At 71.9% G+C, this 18649-nt stretch carries 12 protein-coding genes; 6 read left to right on the plus strand and 6 right to left on the minus strand.

Annotation, left to right across the window (positions count from 1 at the left end; all coding sequences use genetic code 11):
• Positions 1-8: 8 nt before the first annotated feature.
• Positions 9-1742 carry a pyruvate dehydrogenase gene (locus AB0F15_RS28605; protein WP_360276667.1) on the minus strand — a complete coding sequence of 578 codons (1734 nt, stop codon included), beginning with the start codon at positions 1740-1742 and terminating at the stop codon, positions 9-11.
• A gap of 70 nt (positions 1743-1812) precedes the next feature.
• On the opposite strand from AB0F15_RS28605, the gene AB0F15_RS28610 reads away from it, so the two are divergent.
• Both AB0F15_RS28610 and AB0F15_RS28615 read left to right on the plus strand, forming a co-directional pair.
• Positions 1813-2703: a LysR family transcriptional regulator gene (locus tag AB0F15_RS28610; RefSeq protein WP_360276670.1), complete on the plus strand. Its 891-nt coding sequence runs from the start codon at positions 1813-1815 to the stop codon at positions 2701-2703.
• Positions 2704-2767: 64 nt separating this feature from the next.
• Positions 2768-3865, plus strand: a complete 1098-nt coding sequence (locus AB0F15_RS28615; protein ID WP_360276673.1) for an ionic transporter y4hA — start codon at positions 2768-2770, stop codon at positions 3863-3865.
• An 82-nt stretch (positions 3866-3947) separates the two neighbouring features.
• Here the strand turns inward: AB0F15_RS28615 and AB0F15_RS28620 are convergent, their stop codons facing one another.
• From AB0F15_RS28620 to AB0F15_RS28640, 5 genes are all read right to left on the minus strand, one after another.
• The gene (locus tag AB0F15_RS28620; RefSeq protein WP_360276676.1) at positions 3948-6338 is read right to left on the minus strand and encodes a SpoIIE family protein phosphatase; all 2391 of its coding nucleotides are present in this window, start codon (positions 6336-6338) and stop codon (positions 3948-3950) included.
• Entirely contained in the window at positions 6335-10885 is a 4551-nt protein-coding gene (locus tag AB0F15_RS28625; RefSeq protein WP_360276748.1) for a HAMP domain-containing protein, read from the minus strand. Before AB0F15_RS28625 ends, AB0F15_RS28620 begins: the two co-directional genes overlap by 4 nt.
• A gap of 317 nt (positions 10886-11202) precedes the next feature.
• Positions 11203-12174, minus strand: coding sequence for a magnesium transporter CorA family protein (locus tag AB0F15_RS28630; RefSeq protein ID WP_360276678.1), 972 nt, complete (start codon positions 12172-12174; stop codon positions 11203-11205).
• Positions 12175-12221: 47 nt separating this feature from the next.
• Positions 12222-14117, minus strand: a complete 1896-nt coding sequence (locus tag AB0F15_RS28635) for a prolyl oligopeptidase family serine peptidase (protein ID WP_360276680.1) — start codon at positions 14115-14117, stop codon at positions 12222-12224.
• 36 nt (positions 14118-14153) lie between these two features.
• Positions 14154-14594 carry a DUF6292 family protein gene (locus tag AB0F15_RS28640; protein WP_360276682.1) on the minus strand — a complete coding sequence of 147 codons (441 nt, stop codon included), beginning with the start codon at positions 14592-14594 and terminating at the stop codon, positions 14154-14156.
• 220 nt (positions 14595-14814) lie between these two features.
• Between AB0F15_RS28640 and AB0F15_RS28645 the strand changes: the two genes are divergently transcribed.
• From AB0F15_RS28645 to AB0F15_RS28660, 4 genes are all read left to right on the plus strand, one after another.
• Positions 14815-15252, plus strand: a complete 438-nt coding sequence (locus tag AB0F15_RS28645) for a DUF6292 family protein (RefSeq protein ID WP_360276685.1) — start codon at positions 14815-14817, stop codon at positions 15250-15252.
• A complete protein-coding gene (locus tag AB0F15_RS28650) occupies positions 15249-15794 on the plus strand; it encodes a hypothetical protein (protein ID WP_360276687.1) in 546 nt (181 codons plus the stop codon). Before AB0F15_RS28645 ends, AB0F15_RS28650 begins: the two co-directional genes overlap by 4 nt.
• Before the next feature lie 142 nt (positions 15795-15936).
• A complete protein-coding gene (locus AB0F15_RS28655) occupies positions 15937-17343 on the plus strand; it encodes an FAD-binding oxidoreductase (RefSeq protein WP_360276690.1) in 1407 nt (468 codons plus the stop codon).
• An 11-nt stretch (positions 17344-17354) separates the two neighbouring features.
• Positions 17355-18620 carry a class I SAM-dependent methyltransferase gene (locus tag AB0F15_RS28660; RefSeq protein ID WP_360276693.1) on the plus strand — a complete coding sequence of 422 codons (1266 nt, stop codon included), beginning with the start codon at positions 17355-17357 and terminating at the stop codon, positions 18618-18620.
• Positions 18621-18649: the final 29 nt, after the last annotated feature.

Raw genomic sequence — 18649 nt, forward strand, 5'->3', positions numbered from 1 at the left:
GGCCGGAGCTACGGCCGCGGGGTGTTGCGCAGGTTGGCCCGCGCCAGGTCGACCATCTTGCCGACCCCGCCGTTGAGCACGGTCTTCGTTGCGCCCAGCGCGAAGCCGCGCACCATCTCGCCGGTGATCCGCGGCGGGATCGACAGGGCGTTCGGGTCGGTGACCACCTCGACCACCGCCGGACCGGGGTGGGCGAACGCCTTTTCCAGCGCGCCGCGCACATCGGCCGGGTCCTCGACGCGCTCGGAGAACACGCCGCAGGCGGCCGCGATCGCCGCGAAGTTCACCGGCGCGTGGTCGGTGCCGAAGTCCGGGAGGCCGTCGACGAGCATCTCCAGCTTCACCATGCCCAGCGTGGCGTTGTTGAACACCACGACCTTCACCGGGACGTCGTAGGCGGGCAGCGTCAGCAGGTCACCCATCAGCATGGCGAGCCCGCCGTCGCCCGAGAGCGACACGACCTGGCGGCCCGGCCGGGCCAGCTGCGCCCCGATCGCGTGCGGCAGCGCGTTCGCCATGCTGCCGTGCCGGAACGAACCCAGCACGCGGCGGCGGCCGTTCGGCGTCAGGTATCGCGCGGCCCAGACGTTGCCCATGCCGGTGTCGACGGTGAACACCGCGTCGTCGGCGGCGACTTCGTCGAGCACCGAAGCGACGTACTCCGGGTGGATCGGACGCCGGTGCTCGATCTTCGTCGCGTAGGCGCCGACGACCTTTTCCAGCTTCCGCACGTGCTCGCGCAGCATCCGGTCGAGGAACGCCCGGTCGGGGCGTGGCCGCAGCAGCGGGAGCAGCGCGCGCAGCGTCTCCCGGACGTCGCCGTGCACGGCCAGCTCCAGCGGGGTGCGGCGGCCGAGGCGCGCGGGGTCGTGGTCGATCTGCACCGTGCGGGCCTGCGGGAGGAAGTTGTCGTACGGGAAGTCCGTGCCCAGCAGCACGATCCGGTCGGCTTCGTGCATCGCGTCGTAGCAGGCGCCGTAGCCGAGCAGGCCGCTCATGCCGACGTCGAACGGGTTGTCGTACTGGATCCACTCCTTGCCGCCGAGCGAGTGCCCGACCGGCGCGGCGAGCTTCTCCGCCAGCGCCATGACCTCTTCGTGCGCGCCGCGGACCCCCGCGCCGGCGAACAGCATCACCTTCTCGCCGGAGTTCAGCAGGTCGGCGAGTTCTTGGACCGTCTCGGAAGAAGGCACCGCGGGCGAGGGCGTCACCAGCGGGAGGCGCTCGGTGAGCGGGCCGGTGGCCTTGCGGTCGGCGAGGTCGCCCGGGATGGTCAGCACCGCGACGCCGCCCTTGCCGACGGCGGTCTGCGTGGCGATCCGCAGCAGCCGCGGCAGCTGCGCGGGCTCGGCGACCAGCTCGCTGAAGTGGCTGCATTCGGCGAAGAGCCGGTCGGGGTGGGTCTCCTGGAAGAAGCCGGTGCCGATCTGGTTCGACGGGATGTGCGATGCGATCGCCAGCACCGGCGCGCCCGAGCGGTGCGCGTCGAACAGGCCGTTGATCAGGTGCAGGTTGCCCGGCCCGCAGCTGCCCGCGCAGACGGCGAGCTTGCCGGTGACCTGCGCTTCGGCCGCCGCGGCGAAGGCGGCGGTCTCTTCGTGGCGCACGTGGACCCACTCGATGCCGTCGGTGCGGCGGACGGCGTCGACGATGGGGTTGAGACTGTCGCCCACGATGCCGTAGATGCGCTCGACACCCGCGTCCCGCAGGGTCCTGACCAGTTGTTCTGCCACGGTTGCCATACCTCCAGCGTGGCCTGCGCCGACCGATGCGTCCAATGCCTGATTGGCTGAATTTCCATACACTGGAGGCATGGACGTCCAGACCCTGCGGCTCTTCCGCCAGGTCGCGGCCGGCGCCACGGTCACCGAGACGGCGCTGCGGGGCCACCTCACCCAGCCGGCGCTGTCCCGCGCCCTGCGGCGGCTCGAACACGAGGCCGGCGCCGAGCTGTTCCGCCGCTCCGGGCGCCTGCTGCGGCTGACGCCGGCCGGGCACGCCTTCAAGCGGCACGTCGATCTCGTGCTCGACCAGCTCGACCAGGGGCTGCGCGAAGTCGGCGAGATCGTCGCGCCGGGCGCCGGGGTCGTCCCGCTGGCCTTCCTGCACACGTTCGGCACCTGGCTCGTGCCCGCCGTGCTGAGCGGCTTCCTGCGCGAGCACCCCGGCACCCGGTTCGAGCTGCGCCAGCACGGCGAGGCCGGGCTCGAAGGGGAACTGCTGGACGGCACCGCGGACCTCGTCATCACCAGCGGCGACCCCGGGCACCCCCAGCTGCACTGGTCCCGCCTGCTCGTCGAGCCGCTGCGGCTGGCCGTTCCCCCGCACCACCGGCTCGCCGGACACGACCGGGTCCGCCTCGCCGACGTCGCGGACGAAACCTTCATCCTCCTGCGGCCCGGCTACGCCCTGCGCGAGACGACCGAGCGGCTGTGCGCCGAGGCCGGGTTCGCCCCGCGCATCGGGTTCGAGGGCGACGAGGTCGAGACGCTGCGGGGGCTCGTCACCGCCGGGCTCGGCGTGTCCGTGCTGCCGCTCCCGCACACGGCGGCGTTCCCGGCGCCACACCTGGAACTGACCGATGTGGACGCTGCCCGCGACATCGGGCTCGCCTGGGCGGCCGGGCGGACGCTCCCGCCGCCCAGCGAAACGTTCCGCCAGCACGTCCTCGACACCGTCCCCCGATCGTCCACAGTGGACTGAGCCGGAAATGTGAGAATCCCCTGACGAACACGCGACGTGACCGCCGGTGTGCGAGGGTGGAGGCATGGTCGCCGCGCTGAGATCCTTTCTGCTGTCCTGGACCTCCGTCACCCCGGTGCTCGGCGTGCTCGTGCTGGCGCTCACCTGGGGCCGCGACCCCGGCCCGGTCTTCGTGGCGATCGTCGCCGTCGCGCTCGGGGCGACCGTGCTGGCCGCGGTGCACCACGCCGAAGTCGTCGCCCACCGCGTCGGGGAACCGTTCGGCTCGCTCGTGCTCGCGGTCGCGGTCACCGTCATCGAGGTCGCGCTGATCGTCACGATGATGGTCTCCGGCGGCCCGGAGACCGGCTCGCTCGCGCGGGACACCGTGTTCGCCGCCGTCATGATCACGACCAACGGCATCGTCGGCATCTCGCTGCTCGTCGGCGCGCGGCGCTACGGCTCGACCCTGTTCAACCCGGAAGGCAGCGGGGCCGCGCTCGCGACGGTGGCCACGCTGGCCACGCTGAGCCTGGTGCTGCCGGCGTTCACCACCAGCACGCCCGGCCCGGAGTTCTCGCCGACGCAACTGACCTTCGCGGCGCTGGCGTCCCTGGTGCTGTACGGCACGTTCGTGCTGACGCAGACGGTGCGGCACCGCGACTTCTTCCTCCCGGTGGCCGCCGACGGCGCGGTCAAGGAGGACGACCACGCCGATCCGCCGACCGGCCGCGCGGCGCTGGGCAGCCTCGTGCTCCTGCTCGTGGCACTGGTCGCGGTGGTCGGGTTGGCGAAGGTGGAGTCGCCGGCGATCGAAGCCGGGGTGCGCGCGGCCGGGTTCCCGCAGTCGTTCGTCGGGGTGGTGATCGCGCTGCTGGTGCTGCTGCCGGAGACCTTGGCGGCGGTCCGCGCGGCCCAGCGCGACCGGATGCAGATCAGCCTGAACCTGGCGTACGGCTCCGCGATCGCGAGCATCGGCCTGACCATCCCGGCGATCGCGCTGGCGTCGGTGTGGCTGCCGGGCCGGCTGCTGCTCGGCCTGGGCTCGACGCAGATCGTGCTGCTGGCGCTGACGGTGGTGGTGAGCGTCCTGACCGTGGTCCCGGGCCGCGCGACCCGTCTCCAGGGCGGCGTGCACCTGGTGCTGCTGGCGGGTTTCCTGGTCCTGGCCATCAACCCCTGAGCCGGGCGCCGCTGCCCGGGCGCCGGGGGCGGTTGCCCGGCGAACCCGAGCGGCCGCTGCCGGAGCCGCCGGGCAGCACGGCTCAGTTCGAGGTGACCTCGATGCCGACCACGCAGGTGTCGTCGTCGGTGTCCGCCGTGCTGTACGTCAGCAGCCGGTCCAGCTGGTTCTCGAGGCCGCCGTCGTGGCCGTCGACCAGGGTGACCAAGCGGGACACCGAATCCTGCACCGGGCGGTCGCGGCGCTCGATCAGGCCGTCGGTGTAGATCAGCAGGATGTCGCCCTCGGCCAGCTGGACCTCCTCCTCCTGGTAGGTGACGTCGCGGACCGCGCCGAGGAGGGAGCCGCGGATCAGCGGCAGCGTCGTCGCCGACCCGTCGCGGCGGCGGACGATCGGCGGCAGGTGCCCCGCCCGCGCCCAGCGCAGCATCCGGCTCGCCGGGTCGTAGACCGCCGCGACCGCGGTCGCCGTGACGTGGTCGGTGAGGTGGTAGGCCACCAGGTTCAGCCACGTGAGCAGCTGGGCAGGCCCGGCGCCGGTCGCCGCGAGGCCGCGCAGCGCGTTGCGGAGGCTCACCATCCCGGTCGCCGCGTCGATGCCGTGGCCGGCGACGTCGCCGACGCACAGCAGCACCTCGCCGGTCGGCAGGGCGACCGCGTCGTACCAGTCGCCGCCGACCAGGTGCTCCTTCTCCGCCGGGCGGTAGCGGACCGCGGCCCGCAGGCCCGGCATGTCGATCGGGCCCTTGGCCGGCGGCATGATCGCGTGCTGCAGCTGCAGCGCCAGCCGGTTCCGCTCGATCGCCTCCTGCTCGGTCTCGGCCAGCCTGTCCCGCGTGGCGGCCAGCGCCACCTCGGTCCAGTGCTGCGACGAAACGTCCTGGTAGGCGCCGCGGACGGCGACCAGCTCGCCCCGGGCGTCGACGACCGGCTCGGCGACCACCCGGATGTGCCGGGCGACGCCGTCGGAGCGCTGCAGCCGGAACGCCGTCGACGACGGGCGCTTGTGGTGCAGCACCGCCCGCAGGAACCGGCCGATCGACGGCGCGTCGTCGGGGTGCGCGTGCGTGGCCAGTTCGTGCAGCGACAGCGGCGTGGCGTTCGGCGGCAGACCGTACAAGGAGAACAGCTCGGTGTTCCAGGTGATCACCCCGTTGACCACGTTCTCCTCGAAGCCGCCGATGCGGCCGAGCCGCTGGGCGTGCTGCAGCAGCACGGCGAGCTTCGCCGCGTCCTCCTGGATGCGCAGGATCAGCAGCACGTTCCCGGCGAAGCGCGTGACGCTGACGTCGGTGAGCACGGTCAGCGGCACCTGGTCGACCACGGTGGTGACCGCCATGCTCTCGGCGCGGAACGGCTCGCCGGTTGCGTAGACGCGCTGGATCTTGTCGAGCAGGCCGCTCTCCTCGGCCGCCAGCGGGTACGCCTCCAGCAGCCGGGTGCCGACTATCCGGCTGCGCGGCCGCCCGCCGGGGTCGGCGAACCGGACGTTGGCGTGGTGGATCCGGAAGTCGCTCAGCCGGCCGCCCTCGAGGCACGGCGAAAGCAGCACGGCCGGGTCGTGCAGGCCGTCGATGAAGTCGACCAGCTCGCCGAGGAAGTCACCGGAGTGGCCTGACACCGCCACCGGCGTGATCACGCCGTCCCACGTGTCGAGGGTGTGCGCGCAGAGCTCGGCCAGGGCCTCCAGCTGGCGGAGCTGCCGGCCCGGTTCCGCGGGCAGCGGCTCCGGCCAGCACATCTCGACGACGCCGATGATCCGCCCGCCGGTGCCGGTCGGGATGGTGACCCGCCCGCCGCCGGCCAGCGTGTGCTGCCCGATCGAGGGCAGGCCGCCGCCCGCGAGCGTGGGGAACCAGACGGTGTCGCGCTCGAGCAGCGCGCTGCGCGCGGGCGTGGCCACGCCGGGCGGGACGTAGCACCAGCGGGTGGCCTCCTCGGCGGAGAACCCGGCCGAACCGGCCAGCGTCAGCGACCCGTCCGGCCCGGCGAGCCACACCGCGACGGCGGTCGCGCCCAGCGGCCGCAGGGCGTGCTCCAGAATGGACTCCGCGACGCGCTGGGTGTCCCCCGCCGCGAGCACGCCGCTCTCGGCGGTCCGCAGCCGCACCGCGACGGACTTCTCGCCGTCCGCACGGGCCAGGAATTCCTGCGTCACCTCGGTGATGCGGTCCTCGGCCGCCTCGCCGACGACGTCCGCGGCGAACTCCAGCGGTGTCATCCCGGAGCGCTCCGCCAGCGACTCCAGCTGCTTCGCCGCGTCCGAGGGCGTGCAGTGCAGGCGTTCCATCAGCACACCCTTGGCCAGCTCGATCAGCCCGCGGCCGTCGGCGACGGCGTGGGCGTGGTCGACCTCGCCGCGCAGGCGGGCGACGGTGTCGGCGAGCCGGGCGAGGTTGGCCGACACCTCGGACGGCGAAGGCAGCACGGGCAGGCCCTGGTTTTCGGCAGGCAACCGCTCGTCCCCGATCACGCCGTCACGTGCCGCTTGATCCGGCCGATCAGGTCGTCCGCGTCGACGGGTTTGGTGACGTAGTCGGTGGCGCCCGACGCGAGGCTCTTCTCCCGGTCGCCCGGCATCGCCTTCGCCGTCACCGCCACGATCGGGATCCGGGCGTGCTCGGGCATCGCCCGGATCGCCGCGGTCGCGGTGTAGCCGTCCATCTCCGGCATCATCACGTCCATCAGGATCAGGTCGATGCCGGGGTGCGACGCGACCGTCTCGACGCCCTTGCGGCCGTCCTCGGCGTGCAGCACGTGCATCCCGTGCAGCTCCAGGATCCCGGTCAGCGCGTAGACGTTGCGCGGGTCGTCGTCGACGATCAGCACCGTGCGCCCGGCCAGGGTGGTGTCGACATCGGCGGCCTGCACCGGCCCGGCCGGCTCGTCCGGGCGGACCAGCGGCAGCACCGCGCCGGGTTCCTCCGCCGACAGGTGCAGCGCGATCCGCTCGCGCAGCTCGTCCAGCCCGGACAGCACTTCCAGGGACTGGACGTCCGAGCGCGACTGCACCAGCTGTTCCAGTTCGCTGTCGAGCCGGCGGCTGTTGTGCGCGAGCACGGGCACCAGCCGCAGCGCGCTGTCGCCCTGCATCGCGTCGAGGAACGTGAACGCGGTCCGGTCCGGCAGGTCCAGGTCGAGCACCACGCAGTGGTAGGCCTCGGTGGCGAGCGCGGCCGCGGCCTCCTGCGTGCCGACCGCCGTCACGACTTCGACGTCCGCGGGCGAGAGCCCGATGTCCCGGCTGTCGGCCAGGTCGGCCGCCGCGCTCTCGGCGACGAGCGTCAGCAGCCCGTGCTGGCGTTCCTCGACGACCAGCAGCCGCCGGTACGCCCGCGGGCCCGACGACGGGAGGGCACGACCTGAAGCGGTCGTCGCGAGGGCGCTGCCGGGCTGCTCCCCCGCCGGCAGCGACGCGAAGTCCGGCCGCGCGACCGGCAGCGAGAAGGTGAACGTACTGCCCTCGCCCAGGGTGCTTTCGGCGGTGATGACGCCGCCGAGCAGCTGGGCGATCTCGCGGCTGATCGACAGGCCGAGCCCGGTGCCGCCGTACTTGCGGCTGGTCGTGCCGTCGGCCTGCTGGAACGCGCCGAAGATCGACTCGAGCTGGTGCTCGGCGATCCCGATGCCGGTGTCGGTGACCCGGAACGCGAGCGCGGGCCCGTGCACGCGCAGCGGCCGGGGCAGCCGCTCGGGTTCCACCGGTTCGATGTGCAGTTCGATCCCGCCGATCTCGGTGAACTTGACCGCGTTGGACAGCAGGTTGCGCAGCACCTGGCGCAGCCGCGAATCGTCGGTGAGCAGCTCGGCCGGCGAGCCGGGCGCGACGGTGATCCGGAAGTCCAGGTTGCGCTGCGAGGTCATCGGCCGGAACGTCGCCTCGACGTAGTCGATGAGCTGGCGCACCGACACCTGCTCCGGGGTGACGTCCATCTTCCCGGCCTCGACCTTCGACAGGTCGAGGATGTCGTTGATCAGCTGCAGCAGGTCCGAGCCCGCGGAATGGATGATGCCCGCGTACTCCACCTGTTTCGCGGTGAGGTTGCGGGTCGGGTTCTGGGCGAGCAGCTGGGCGAGGATCAGCAGGCTGTTGAGCGGGGTGCGCAGCTCGTGGCTCATGTTGGCCAGGAACTCCGACTTGTACTTCGACGCGATCGTCAGCTGCTGGGCGCGCGCCTCCAGCTCTTGGCGCGCCTGCTCGATCTCGAGGTTCTTCGTCTCGATGTCGCGGTTCTGCGTGACCAGCAGCGCCGCCTTTTCCTCCAGCTCGGCGTTGGACGACTGGAGCTCTTCCTGGCGTGCCTGCAGCTCTTCGGACCGGGTCTGCAGCTCCGCGGTCAGCCGCTGCGACTCGCCGAGCAGCTCGTCGGTGCGGGCGTTGGCGACGATGCTGTTGACGTTGACGCCGATCTGCTCCATCAGCAGTTCGAGGAACGCCCGGTGCACCGCTGTGAAGCCGTGCACCGACGCCAGTTCGAGCACGCCGAGCACCTGGTCCTCGACGACGATCGGCAGCACGATCAGGCTGGCCGGCGCCGTGCTGCCGAGGCCGGACGAGATCGTCGCGTAGCCGGGCGGCACGTCGTCGATCGCGATCGGGCGGCGGCTGCGCGCAGCCTGCCCGACCAGGGACTGGCCGACCCGGAACCGCACGGCGGGGCCGTCACCGTCGTCCGGGTGGCCGTACGCGCCGACCAGGCGCAGCTCGGGCACCTCGGCGGTGTCGTCGGCCAGGTAGAAGGCCCCGTACTGGGCGTTGACCAGCGGGACGAGTTCGTCCATCACCGCGGCCGCGACGACGGCGAGGTCGCGGCGGCCCTGCATCAGCCCGGTGATGGTGGCCAGGTTCGACTTCAGCCAGTCCTGTTCCTGGTTCGCCCGCGTCGTCTCGCGCAGCGACTCGACCATCGAGTTGATGTTGTCCTTCAGCTCGGCGACCTCGCCGGAGGCGTCAACGGTGATCGACCGGGTCAGGTCGCCCTCGGCGACCGCGCTGGTGACCTCAGCGATGGCACGGACCTGCCGGGTGAGGTTCCCGGCCAGCTCGTTGACGTTCTCGGTGAGCCGCTTCCACGTGCCGGACACGCCTTCGACCTCGGCCTGGCCACCGAGGCGACCCTCGCTGCCGACCTCGCGCGCCACGCGGGTGACTTCCGCGGCGAACGCCGAGAGCTGGTCGACCATCGTGTTGATCGTGGTCTTGAGCTCGAGGATCTCGCCGCGGGCGTCGACGTCGATCTTGCGGGTCAGGTCGCCCTGGGCGACGGCGGTGGTCACCTGGGCGATGTTGCGGACCTGCCCGGTGAGGTTGTTCGCCATCGAGTTGACGTTGTCGGTGAGGTCCTTCCAGGTGCCGGCGACGTTCGGCACGCGTGCCTGACCGCCGAGCATGCCTTCGGTGCCGACTTCGCGGGCCACGCGGGTGACCTCGTCCGCGAACGCCGACAGCGTGTCGACCATCGTGTTGATGACGTCGGCCAGCGCCGCGACCTCGCCCTTGGCCTCGACGGTGATCTTGCCCGACAGGTCACCGCGCGCGACGGCCGTGGCGACCTGGGCGATCGAGCGCACCTGGCCGGTCAGGTTGGACGCCATGACGTTGACGTTGTCGGTGAGGTTCTTCCACGTCCCCGACACGCCGCGGACGGTCGCCTGGCCGCCGAGGTTGCCCTCAGTGCCCACCTCGCGCGCCACCCGGGTGACCTCGTCCGCGAACGCCGACAGCTGATCCACCATCGTGTTGATGGTGTCCTTCAGCTCGAGGATTTCGCCGCGGGCGTCGACGCGGATCTTCTGGGACAGGTCGCCGCGGGCGACCGCGGTGGTGACCTGGGCGATCGAGCGGACCTGCGCGGTGAGGTTGTCGGCCATGACGTTGACCGACTCGGTGAGGTCCTTCCAGGTGCCCGAGACACCCTTGACGTCGGCCTGGCCGCCCAGCCGGCCCTCGGTGCCCACCTCTCGCGCCACCCGGGTGACCTCGTCCGCGAACGCGGACAGCTGATCCACCATCGTGTTCAGCGTGTCCTTGAGCTCCAGGACCTCGCCGCGGGCGGTGACGTTGATCTTCTGCGACAGGTCGCCGCTCGCCACCGCGGTGGCGACCTGGGCGATGTTGCGGACCTGGTCGGTCAGGTTGCCCGCCATGAAGTTCACCGAGTCGGTGAGGTCGCGCCAGGTGCCCGAGACGCCCTTGACGTCGGCCTGGCCGCCCAGCCGGCCCTCGGTACCCACTTCGCGGGCCACTCTCGTGACTTCGTCGGCGAACGACGACAGCTGGTCCACCATCGTGTTGATCGTGTTCTTGAGTTCGAGGATTTCACCGCGGGCGTCGACGGTGATCTTCTGCGAGAGATCGCCCTTGGCGACCGCCGTCGTCACCTGGGCGATGTTGCGGACCTGGTCGGTCAGGTTCCCGGCCATGAAGTTCACCGAGTCGGTGAGGTCGCGCCACACGCCGCCGACGCCGGGGACCTGGGCCTGCCCGCCGAGGCGGCCTTCGCTGCCCACCTCGCGGGCCACTCTGGTGACCTCGTCCGCGAACGACGACAGCTGATCCACCATCGTGTTGACGGTGTCCTTCAGCTCGAGGATCTCACCGCGGGCGTCGACGTCGATCTTCTGCGACAGGTCACCCTTCGCGACCGCGGTGGCCACCTGCGCGATGTCGCGGACCTGGGTGGTCAGGTTGCCGGCCATGGCGTTCACCGAGTCGGTGAGGTCCTTCCACGTGCCCGAAACGCCGGGGACCTTCGCCTGCCCGCCCAGCTGCCCCTCGCTGCCGACCTCGCGGGCGACGCGGGTGACCTCGGAGGTGAACAGCGACAGCTGGTCGGCCATGCCGTTGAAGACGGTGGCGATCTCGCCGAGCAGGCCGTCCGCCCCGCCGGGCAGCCGGATGCCGAAGTCGCCGTCGCGGACGGCGGTCAGGCCGGCCAGCAGCCGGCGCAGCTCCTGCTCGCCGGCCTCGCCCACGCCCGAGGCGTCCGCCCCCGCACCCGGGCGCACACCGTCGACCATTGCCCCGCTCATCCGTCACCCGTTTCTTCGTTCGCCGGCGCCGTCCGCTGTGCACACCGGATGGCCCAGCATAGTGCAGCTGCACTAAGCTGAGGGGCAACGGTTGAGCAACCAGCCGCGCCCGTGTTCACGCGCGCTTCCCAGGCGGTGCTCGAAGCCTTTCCTTCTCCCCCAGGCCATCCGGCCGCATTGACCCGTTCGGCTGAACGCCGTTCCGTAGTTCGGTGGCACGCGCCCCGGCGCTGTCGCCGCGCTTCGCCGTGCCCGGATTCAGCGTCCGGTATGGACACTCCACTGTGGAGTCGCGGGCGCGCGCCTCACAGCCAGTCCTTGCGCTTGAACAACGCGTACAGCCCCACCGAAAGCACCAGCAAGGCGGCCGTCGAGGTCCAGAACCCGCTCGGCGCGCCGTTGCCCGGGTACGGCACGTTCTGGCCGTAGAACCCCGTCACCGCGGTGGGCACCGCGATCACCGCGGCCCAGCCGGTGACCTTCTTCATGATCAGGTTCAGCCGGTTGCCCTGCAGGTTCAGCTGCGTCTCCCGGACCGTGGCGATCAGCTCCCGCAGCGCCTCGGTCTGCTCCGCGGCCTGGCGGGCGTGGTCGTGGACGTCCTCGAAGTACGGCCGGGTCAGCTCGTCGGCCAGCTTCAGGTCCGGCCGCATCAGCGAACTGATCACTTCCCGCATCGGCAGCACCACGCGGCGCAGCGCGGTCAGGCTCTTGCGCAGCGTGAACGAGCGGCGCTGCAGTTCCGAGGAATCCGGGCGGTCGTCGAAGACCAGGTCCTCCAGGGCTTCGACTTCGTCGTCGAGTGCCTGCACGGCCTCGAACTGCCCGTCGACGACGTGGTCGAGCAGGCCGTGCACCAGGAAGGGCACACCGGACTTCGCCAGTTCCCCGGCCTGGTCCCAGCGCCGGACGACCGGCTCGATGGCGAAGCCGTCGTCCTTGCGCACGGTCACCAACGCCCGGGGCGTGACGAAGGCGCCGAACTCGGCGGTGGTGACGCGGCCGGTCCCCGCGTCGAAGCGCACAGCGTAGGCGGCCAGGAAAGCGTGGCCGTCGTAGCGGTCGAGCTTGGGCCGCTGGTGCTCGGAAACCGCGTCCTCCACGGCGAGCCGGTGCAGGCCCAGTTCCCCGGCCAGCTCGGCCAGATCCGCTTCGGTCGGCGCGCAGAGGTCCACCCACACCGCGGTCCCCGGCTCGGCCAGGAACTCCGAGACGTCTTCGACGGGGAAGTCTTCCTTCTGCAGCACGCCGTCGCGGTACACCCGGGTTCTGGTCATCCAGGCGATTACCCGGAACGGCGGTTTCTACCCCGGGCGGCCGGAGGTCAAGCCGGGGGGAGCCACCGGGAGAACCACTCCCGCGTGCGGCGCAGGACGTCGAGCTGGTGGCCACGTTCGCGGATCGAGTGGTTCTCCCGCGGGTAGACGACGTACTCGTGCTCGCGGTCCCGGAGCGCGCGGTGCAGGAGCTGGGCCTGGGAAAGCGGGACGTTGGTGTCATCCTCGCCGTGCAGGATGAGGACCGGGGTGCGGATGCGGTGGGCGTGGGTGATCGGGCTGTTCTCCGGGCCGCCGAGGGCGGCTTCGAACCGCGTGTGATCGCCGGTTGCGGCGAGCAGGGGCCAGTCGATGACGCCGGCGCTGACAAGCGCCGCGGCGAAGCGATCGGTCTGCGAAACCGCCCACGCGGCCATGAACCCGCCGTGGCTCCCGCCGCCGATCCCGAGCCGGCCTTCCTCGGCGACGCCCTCCTCGACGAGGAGGTCGACCCCGGCGAGCAGGTCGGTGAACTCCGCTCCCCCGACGTCCCCGGCGACGCTCGCCGCGAAGGCGTGCCCGTGGCCGAGGCCGCCGCGCGGGTTCGGCAGGAACACCGCGAACCCGGCCGCCGCCAGCCACTGGCCCGAGGGGTACCAGGCGAGGTGGAAGCGATCCGCGTAGCGGTCGTACGGGCCGCCGTGGACCAGCGTGACGAGCGGGAAGGGGCCGTCGTCGCGGGTCCGGCCGGGCGGGAGGATCAGGAGGCCGTCGAGGTCCAGGCCGTCTTCGGCGCGGTAGAACAGGCGTTCCTGGGTGCCGAGGCGGATTCCGCGCAGCGGGGGTTCGCCGAGGCGGGTCAGCGGGCCTTCCGGCGGTCCCGCGTGGACGGCGTCGGGCTCGGCCGCGGTGCTCGCGACGGCGGCGATCTTCCCGCCGCCGACGGTCAGGAACTGCAGGCCGCCCCGGGCCCGGGTCAGCTCGGCGAAGGTTCCCGTGGCGGGCTCCAGGCGCCGGACGGTGGTGTCCAGTCCTTCGGCGAACAACGCCAGCGGCGGGCCACCGCCGGTTCCGGCCAGCTCGGTCGGACAGCGGCTCGCCCCGGCGGTGCGGTTCCGGTGGGTGCCGTCGCCGTCGACCTCGAACACGGCCTGGCCGCCGATCAAGGCGGGCGGGGTCAGGCCGAGGTAACCGAGCCGCCAGCCGGCTTCGTCCCGCCACCAGGTGAGCGACGACGCCTCCAGTGCCGGGACGCCCAGCTCGCTTCGCGCGCCGGTGGCGACGTCGAGGAGGTGGAGGCCGGGTTCGAAGAGCCCGGGATCCCGATCGGCGACGGACCAGGTGAGCACGGCGAGGGTCGTTCCGTCCGGCCGGAGCGCGGCTTCGACGACGTGCCGCCGGCCGAAGTCGCCGAGGGCACGCGTGGCGAGGGTGGCCGGGTCGAGGAGCCAGAGCCGATCAGGGCGTTCGACGGTGTCCCAGGTGGCTCGAGGAGCTGGGCCGGCAGCACCGGGGACCCGGTCGAGACCCCCCTCCACAACACGCACCCGAGGATCGGCCAGCCGGTCGGTCTCCTCCGGCGCGATGAGCACCAGCCCGCCGCCGTCCGGCAGCACGACGTAGTCACGAACCCCGGTGCGCCGGTCCGTCAGCCGCTCCGGCGCACCGCCGTCACGTCGCACCCGGTACACCTGCGCGGTACCGCGCTCGGCGCGGTCGGAAAGGAAGTAGACCCATTCGGCATCCGGTGACCAGCGCGGCTCACGGTCTTCCGCCGCCGCGGGGGCGAGTTCCCGCGGTCGCTCCCCGGCGTCCGCGGGAGCGAGCTGCAGAGCGCTGTCCGGATGCTTCCCCGCCCGGCCGACCGGGGCACTGACGAACACCACCCACCGGCCGTCCGGCGAGAGGCGCGGAGTCCGCGGCACCATCCGGTCGACCACGGCCTCCGCCGTCAGTTTCCCCATTCGCCCCATTGTGCTGCAAAGAAGTGCCGCAAGAACTCACCCGCGGCCGACGGGCGCCATCTCCGGGACCAGCGCCAGCAATTGCTCGTGGTTTCCCGGCTCGCGGAGGACCGGGGCTTCCAGCGTGCCCGCGTCCGGGTCGCCCGCCCGGATCGCCGCCAGGAAGCGGACCACCGCGCGGGGTTCGGGGAAGATCTCCCCGCCGAGGTGGGCCAGGACGGTCGCTGCCTCGCCGGTGGCGTCTTCGATCGCCGCCGCCCAGCCGTGGACTTCGTCCCAGACCAGGGCCAGGTCGTGGCCGGGGAACCGGGACAAGCGCCAGTCCAGGGCGATGTAGGCGGCCGCGGGCGTACCCGCGTCGAGCGTGCAGGACTCCAGTCCCACCCCCACCGCCCGGGCCACCGCACTCAGGTAGCCGCGCAACCGCCGCTCGAACGAGAACTCCGTGTCGCGCTCGAAGTCGATCAGAATGCTCAACGCCGCCTCGCTTTCCGCGTTCCGCCGCGGGATCCTCCGCAGTCCCCCGATCGGGTACCCCGGTGTCAGGCTGCTCAATCCCGGCGAACCGGGCACAATACGTCGTCTATCCGGCGACATCTTTCTTGTCATCGTTTCGATGACATGCTAGAAAGCGAAGAGCCTGCCGAACCCAGGAGCGGCCCGGCCGCTCCGCACCCGAGAAAGGCTTCGCGCCCCCGTGACCGCATCGATCGGATTCCCGACCGGTTACCAGCACCCCGCCGTCCCGCCGCTGCTCGACTACCTGCGCAGCGTGACCGCCGAGCTGGGCATCGGCCTCGAGTCGTGCACCGTCGACCACGACCACCCGGTTTCGGCGTACGTCGCCCTCGACACGCGGCTGCCGCACTACCCCGACCGCGATGTCGCCCTGCTGTGGGACGAGGAGCGCGGCTGGGCGGCGGCGATCGAGACACACTCGGGCGAGGACCTGATCGTCCTGCGCTACCTGGGCGGCCCCACCGTCGTCCCGCCGCCGCGCCGGGTCGCGCGGTTCGTCACCGCACTGCACCAGGACGACCACACGGTCGGACGGCCCGACCCGGTGCGCCTCCGGACCGCGGGTGACGCCGACGGCCTTGCCGAACTGCTGCGCCGTCCGGCCGTGGCCCGATGACGGCGCCCCTGCCCCTGCCTCTGCCCGAGAGCTTCGCGCTGCAGGTGCGGGGCTACGACCGTGAGCAGGTCGACGAGCGGATCGACGAGCTCCTCGCCGAGATCCGGCTGCTCACGGCCGACCGCGACGCCGCCGTCACCGAGGCCGAGCACCTGGCGCGGCAGCTCGAACGGGCCCGCGCCGGGCACGCCGAGCTGAGCGCCCGCGTCGACCGGCTGTGCCGCACCCCCGCCGATCCGGCCGCGGTCGGCGACCGGGTGCGGCACCTGCTCGAACTGGCGCACGCCGAAGCGGACGGGATCGTCGCGACGGCCCGGGAGCGCGCGGCCGCGATCGTCCGGGAAGCCGAGGAGGACGCGGACCGGCGTACCGCCGAAGCCCGCGCGCGGGCCCACCGGATCGTCGACGACGCCCGGCGCCGCGCCGACCGGCTCGCGGCGATCGAGCGGCGCACCGCCGACCGGCTGCGGCGGATCGACGCCTTCCTGGCCGGCGCCGCGGCGCTCCTGGACGAGCAGACCCCGCTCCGCGCCGTCGCCTGAGGCCTTCCGACCGCCGTCCGACCGCCGCCTGGCCGCCGACGCGGCGTCGTGACCGACTCGTTCGCCTCCTTCGACGAGATCAATGCGTTATTCACGACGTCCGACGAGCCACCAGGGCCTCCGGTGAGGCAGGATCGAGGACGTGACCATCGATCAGGCCGGGGTGCCCGAAGCCCGTCCGGGCCCGGCATTCCCCGAGCACGAAGCCCGCGTAGACGCCCTGAGACGGCAACTCACCGCGATCGGCGGTGAAGCCACCGTCCGGCTGGCGAAACGGACGTCGAACCTCTTCCGCTCCCGCACCGCGGCGAAGCACCCGGGCCTGGATGTGTCCGGGTTCACCCACGTGCTGCGCGTCGACCCGGACAGCCGCACCGCCGACGTCGAGGGCATGGTCACCTACGAGCAGCTCGTCGACGCCACGCTGCCGCACGGCCTGATGCCGCTGGTCGTGCCGCAGCTGAAGACGATCACCCTCGGCGGCGCGGTGACCGGCCTCGGCATCGAGTCCTCGTCGTTCCGCAACGGCATGCCGCACGAATCGGTGCTCGAGCTGGAGGTGCTCACCGGCGACGGCCGGATCGTCGTCGCCACGCCGGACAACGAGCACCACGCCCTCTTCCACGGCTTCCCCAACTCCTACGGCAGCCTCGGCTACGCGCTGCGGTTGCGGATCCTCCTGGAGCCGGTCAAGCCGTTCGTGCGGGTCCGCCACGTCCGCCACCACGACCGCGCGACGTACTTCGAGGCACTGGGCGAGATCTGCGCGAAGAGCGAACACGATGGCGAGCACGTCGATTTCGTCGACGGCACGGTCTTCGGCCCGGACGAGCTGTACCTGACGCTCGGGACGTTCACCGACACCGCGCCCGCGACGAGCGACTACACCTGGCTGGACATCTACTACCGGTCCATCCGGGAGCGCGAGACCGACCACCTGACCGTCCGCGACTACCTCTGGCGCTGGGACACCGACTGGTTCTGGTGCTCGCGGGCGTTCGGCGTCCAGCACCGGCTGCCGCGGCTGGTGCTCGGCCGCCGGTTCCTGCGGTCCTCGGTGTACTGGAAGGCCGTCGCGCTGGACCGCCGGTTCCGGATCGCCGAGCGGCTGCTGAAACTCCGGCGCCTGCCGCCGGAGGAGACGATCGTGCAGGACATCGAGGTCCCCCTCGGCCGCGCCGCGGAGTTCCTCGAGTTCTTCGAACGCGAGATCCCGATCAGCCCGGTCTGGATCTGCCCGCTGCGGCAGCGGCCCGGCGGCGTCCGCTGGCCGCTCTACGAACTCGACCCCGACGAGCTGTACGTCAACTTCGGGTTCTGGTCGTCGGTGCCCCTGGCTCCCGGTGAGCGGGACGGCGTGCACAACCGGATGGTCGAAGCCGAGGTCACCCGGCTCGGCGGGCACAAGTCGCTCTACTCCGACAGCTTCTACACCGAAGACGAGTTCTGGCGGCTCTACAACGGCGACGCCTACCGCAAGCTCAAGCAGGCCTACGACCCGGGTGAACGGTTGCTCGGGCTCTACGAAAAATGCGTCCGCCGACGGTGAAAGGAACGAACGTGACCCAGGAAAGCATCCCGGTCGGTGCCGTCTTCGAGCGGTTGCTCGGCCCCCGCGCCGAGGTGTCGATCACCGCCTACGACGGCAGCCGCAGCGGCCCGGCCGACGCGCCGGTGGCCATCGAGGTGCGCTCGCCGCTGGCGCTCGACTACCTGATGTCCTCCCCCGGTGATCTCGGTCTCGCCCGCGCGTACGTCGCCGGCGCGCTCGACGTCACAGGCGACCTCTACACCGCGCTGCGCGCACTGGCGACGCAGGTCGACCAGCTCACCCCGGCCGACCGGCTGTGGCTGCTGCGCAAGCTCGGCCCGCGCCACCTGCGGCTGGTCAAGCCGCCGGTCGAGGAGCACCCGAGCCGGTTCCAGCGTGGGCTGACCGCGCTGCGGCACTCGAAGCAGCGCGACAGCGAGGCCATCGCCAGCCACTACGACGTGTCGAACCGGTTCTACGAGCTGGTCCTCGGGCCGTCGATGGCCTACACCTGCGCGGTGTTCCCGACCCCGGACGCTTCGCTGGAGGAAGCGCAGGCCAACAAGTTCGACCTGGTCTGCCGCAAGCTCGGCCTGAAGCCGGGGATGCGGCTGCTCGACGTCGGCTGCGGCTGGGGCGGGATGGTCGCCCACGCCGTCCGGCACTACGGCGTCGAGGCGCTCGGCGTCACACTTTCGCGTGAACAAGCGCAGTGGGCGCAGAAGAACATCGTCGCCCTCGGGCTCGCGGACCGGGCCGAGATCCGTCACCTCGACTACCGGGACGTCACCGAGACGGGGTTCGACGCGATCTCCTCGATCGGCCTGACCGAGCACATCGGGGCGCGCAACGTGCCCGGCTACTTCCGCTTCCTGGCGGCCAAGCTCAAGCCGCACGGACGCCTGCTCAACCACTGCATCACCAACCCGGACACCAGCGTCGCCCACCGGTCACGGGGCTTCATCGACCGCTACGTCTTCCCGGACGGCGAGCTGGAGGCACCCGGCGAGCTCATGACCGCCATGCACGACGCCGGCCTGGAGGTGCGGCACTCGGAGAACCTGCGCGAGCACTACGCGACGACGCTGGCCGGCTGGTGCGCCAACCTCGCCGAGCACTGGGACGAGGCGGTCGCCGAGGCCGGCGCCGGGCGCGCCCGGGTGTGGGCGCTGTACCTCGCGGCCTGCCGGCTGGCCTTCGAGCGGCGCGAGATCGAGCTGCACCACATCCTCGGGGTGCGGACCGACAGCGAGGGCGGAATGGGCATGCCGCTGCGCCCGGACTGGGGTGTGTGACCACTGATGCGCGAACCCCGGGGGTTATG

Origin of the sequence: Amycolatopsis sp. NPDC026612 (assembly GCF_040638285.1) — a bacterium.
In the GTDB taxonomy this organism is placed as follows: Bacteria; Actinomycetota; Actinomycetes; order Mycobacteriales; family Pseudonocardiaceae; genus Amycolatopsis.

Excerpts from the sequence above, each read along its gene's own strand:
- AB0F15_RS28610 (WP_360276670.1), top strand. The coding sequence starts at position 1,813 with ATGGACGTCCAGACCCTGCGGCTCTTCCGCCAGGTCGCGGCCGGCGCC.
- AB0F15_RS28635 (WP_360276680.1), bottom strand. The coding sequence starts at position 14,117 with ATGGGGAAACTGACGGCGGAGGCCGTGGTCGACCGGATGGTGCCGCGG.
- AB0F15_RS28605 (WP_360276667.1), bottom strand. The coding sequence starts at position 1,742 with ATGGCAACCGTGGCAGAACAACTGGTCAGGACCCTGCGGGACGCGGGT.
- AB0F15_RS28650 (WP_360276687.1), top strand. The coding sequence starts at position 15,249 with ATGACGGCGCCCCTGCCCCTGCCTCTGCCCGAGAGCTTCGCGCTGCAG.
- AB0F15_RS28625 (WP_360276748.1), bottom strand. The coding sequence starts at position 10,885 with ATGGTCGACGGTGTGCGCCCGGGTGCGGGGGCGGACGCCTCGGGCGTG.
- AB0F15_RS28615 (WP_360276673.1), top strand. The coding sequence starts at position 2,768 with ATGGTCGCCGCGCTGAGATCCTTTCTGCTGTCCTGGACCTCCGTCACC.
- AB0F15_RS28630 (WP_360276678.1), bottom strand. The coding sequence starts at position 12,174 with ATGACCAGAACCCGGGTGTACCGCGACGGCGTGCTGCAGAAGGAAGAC.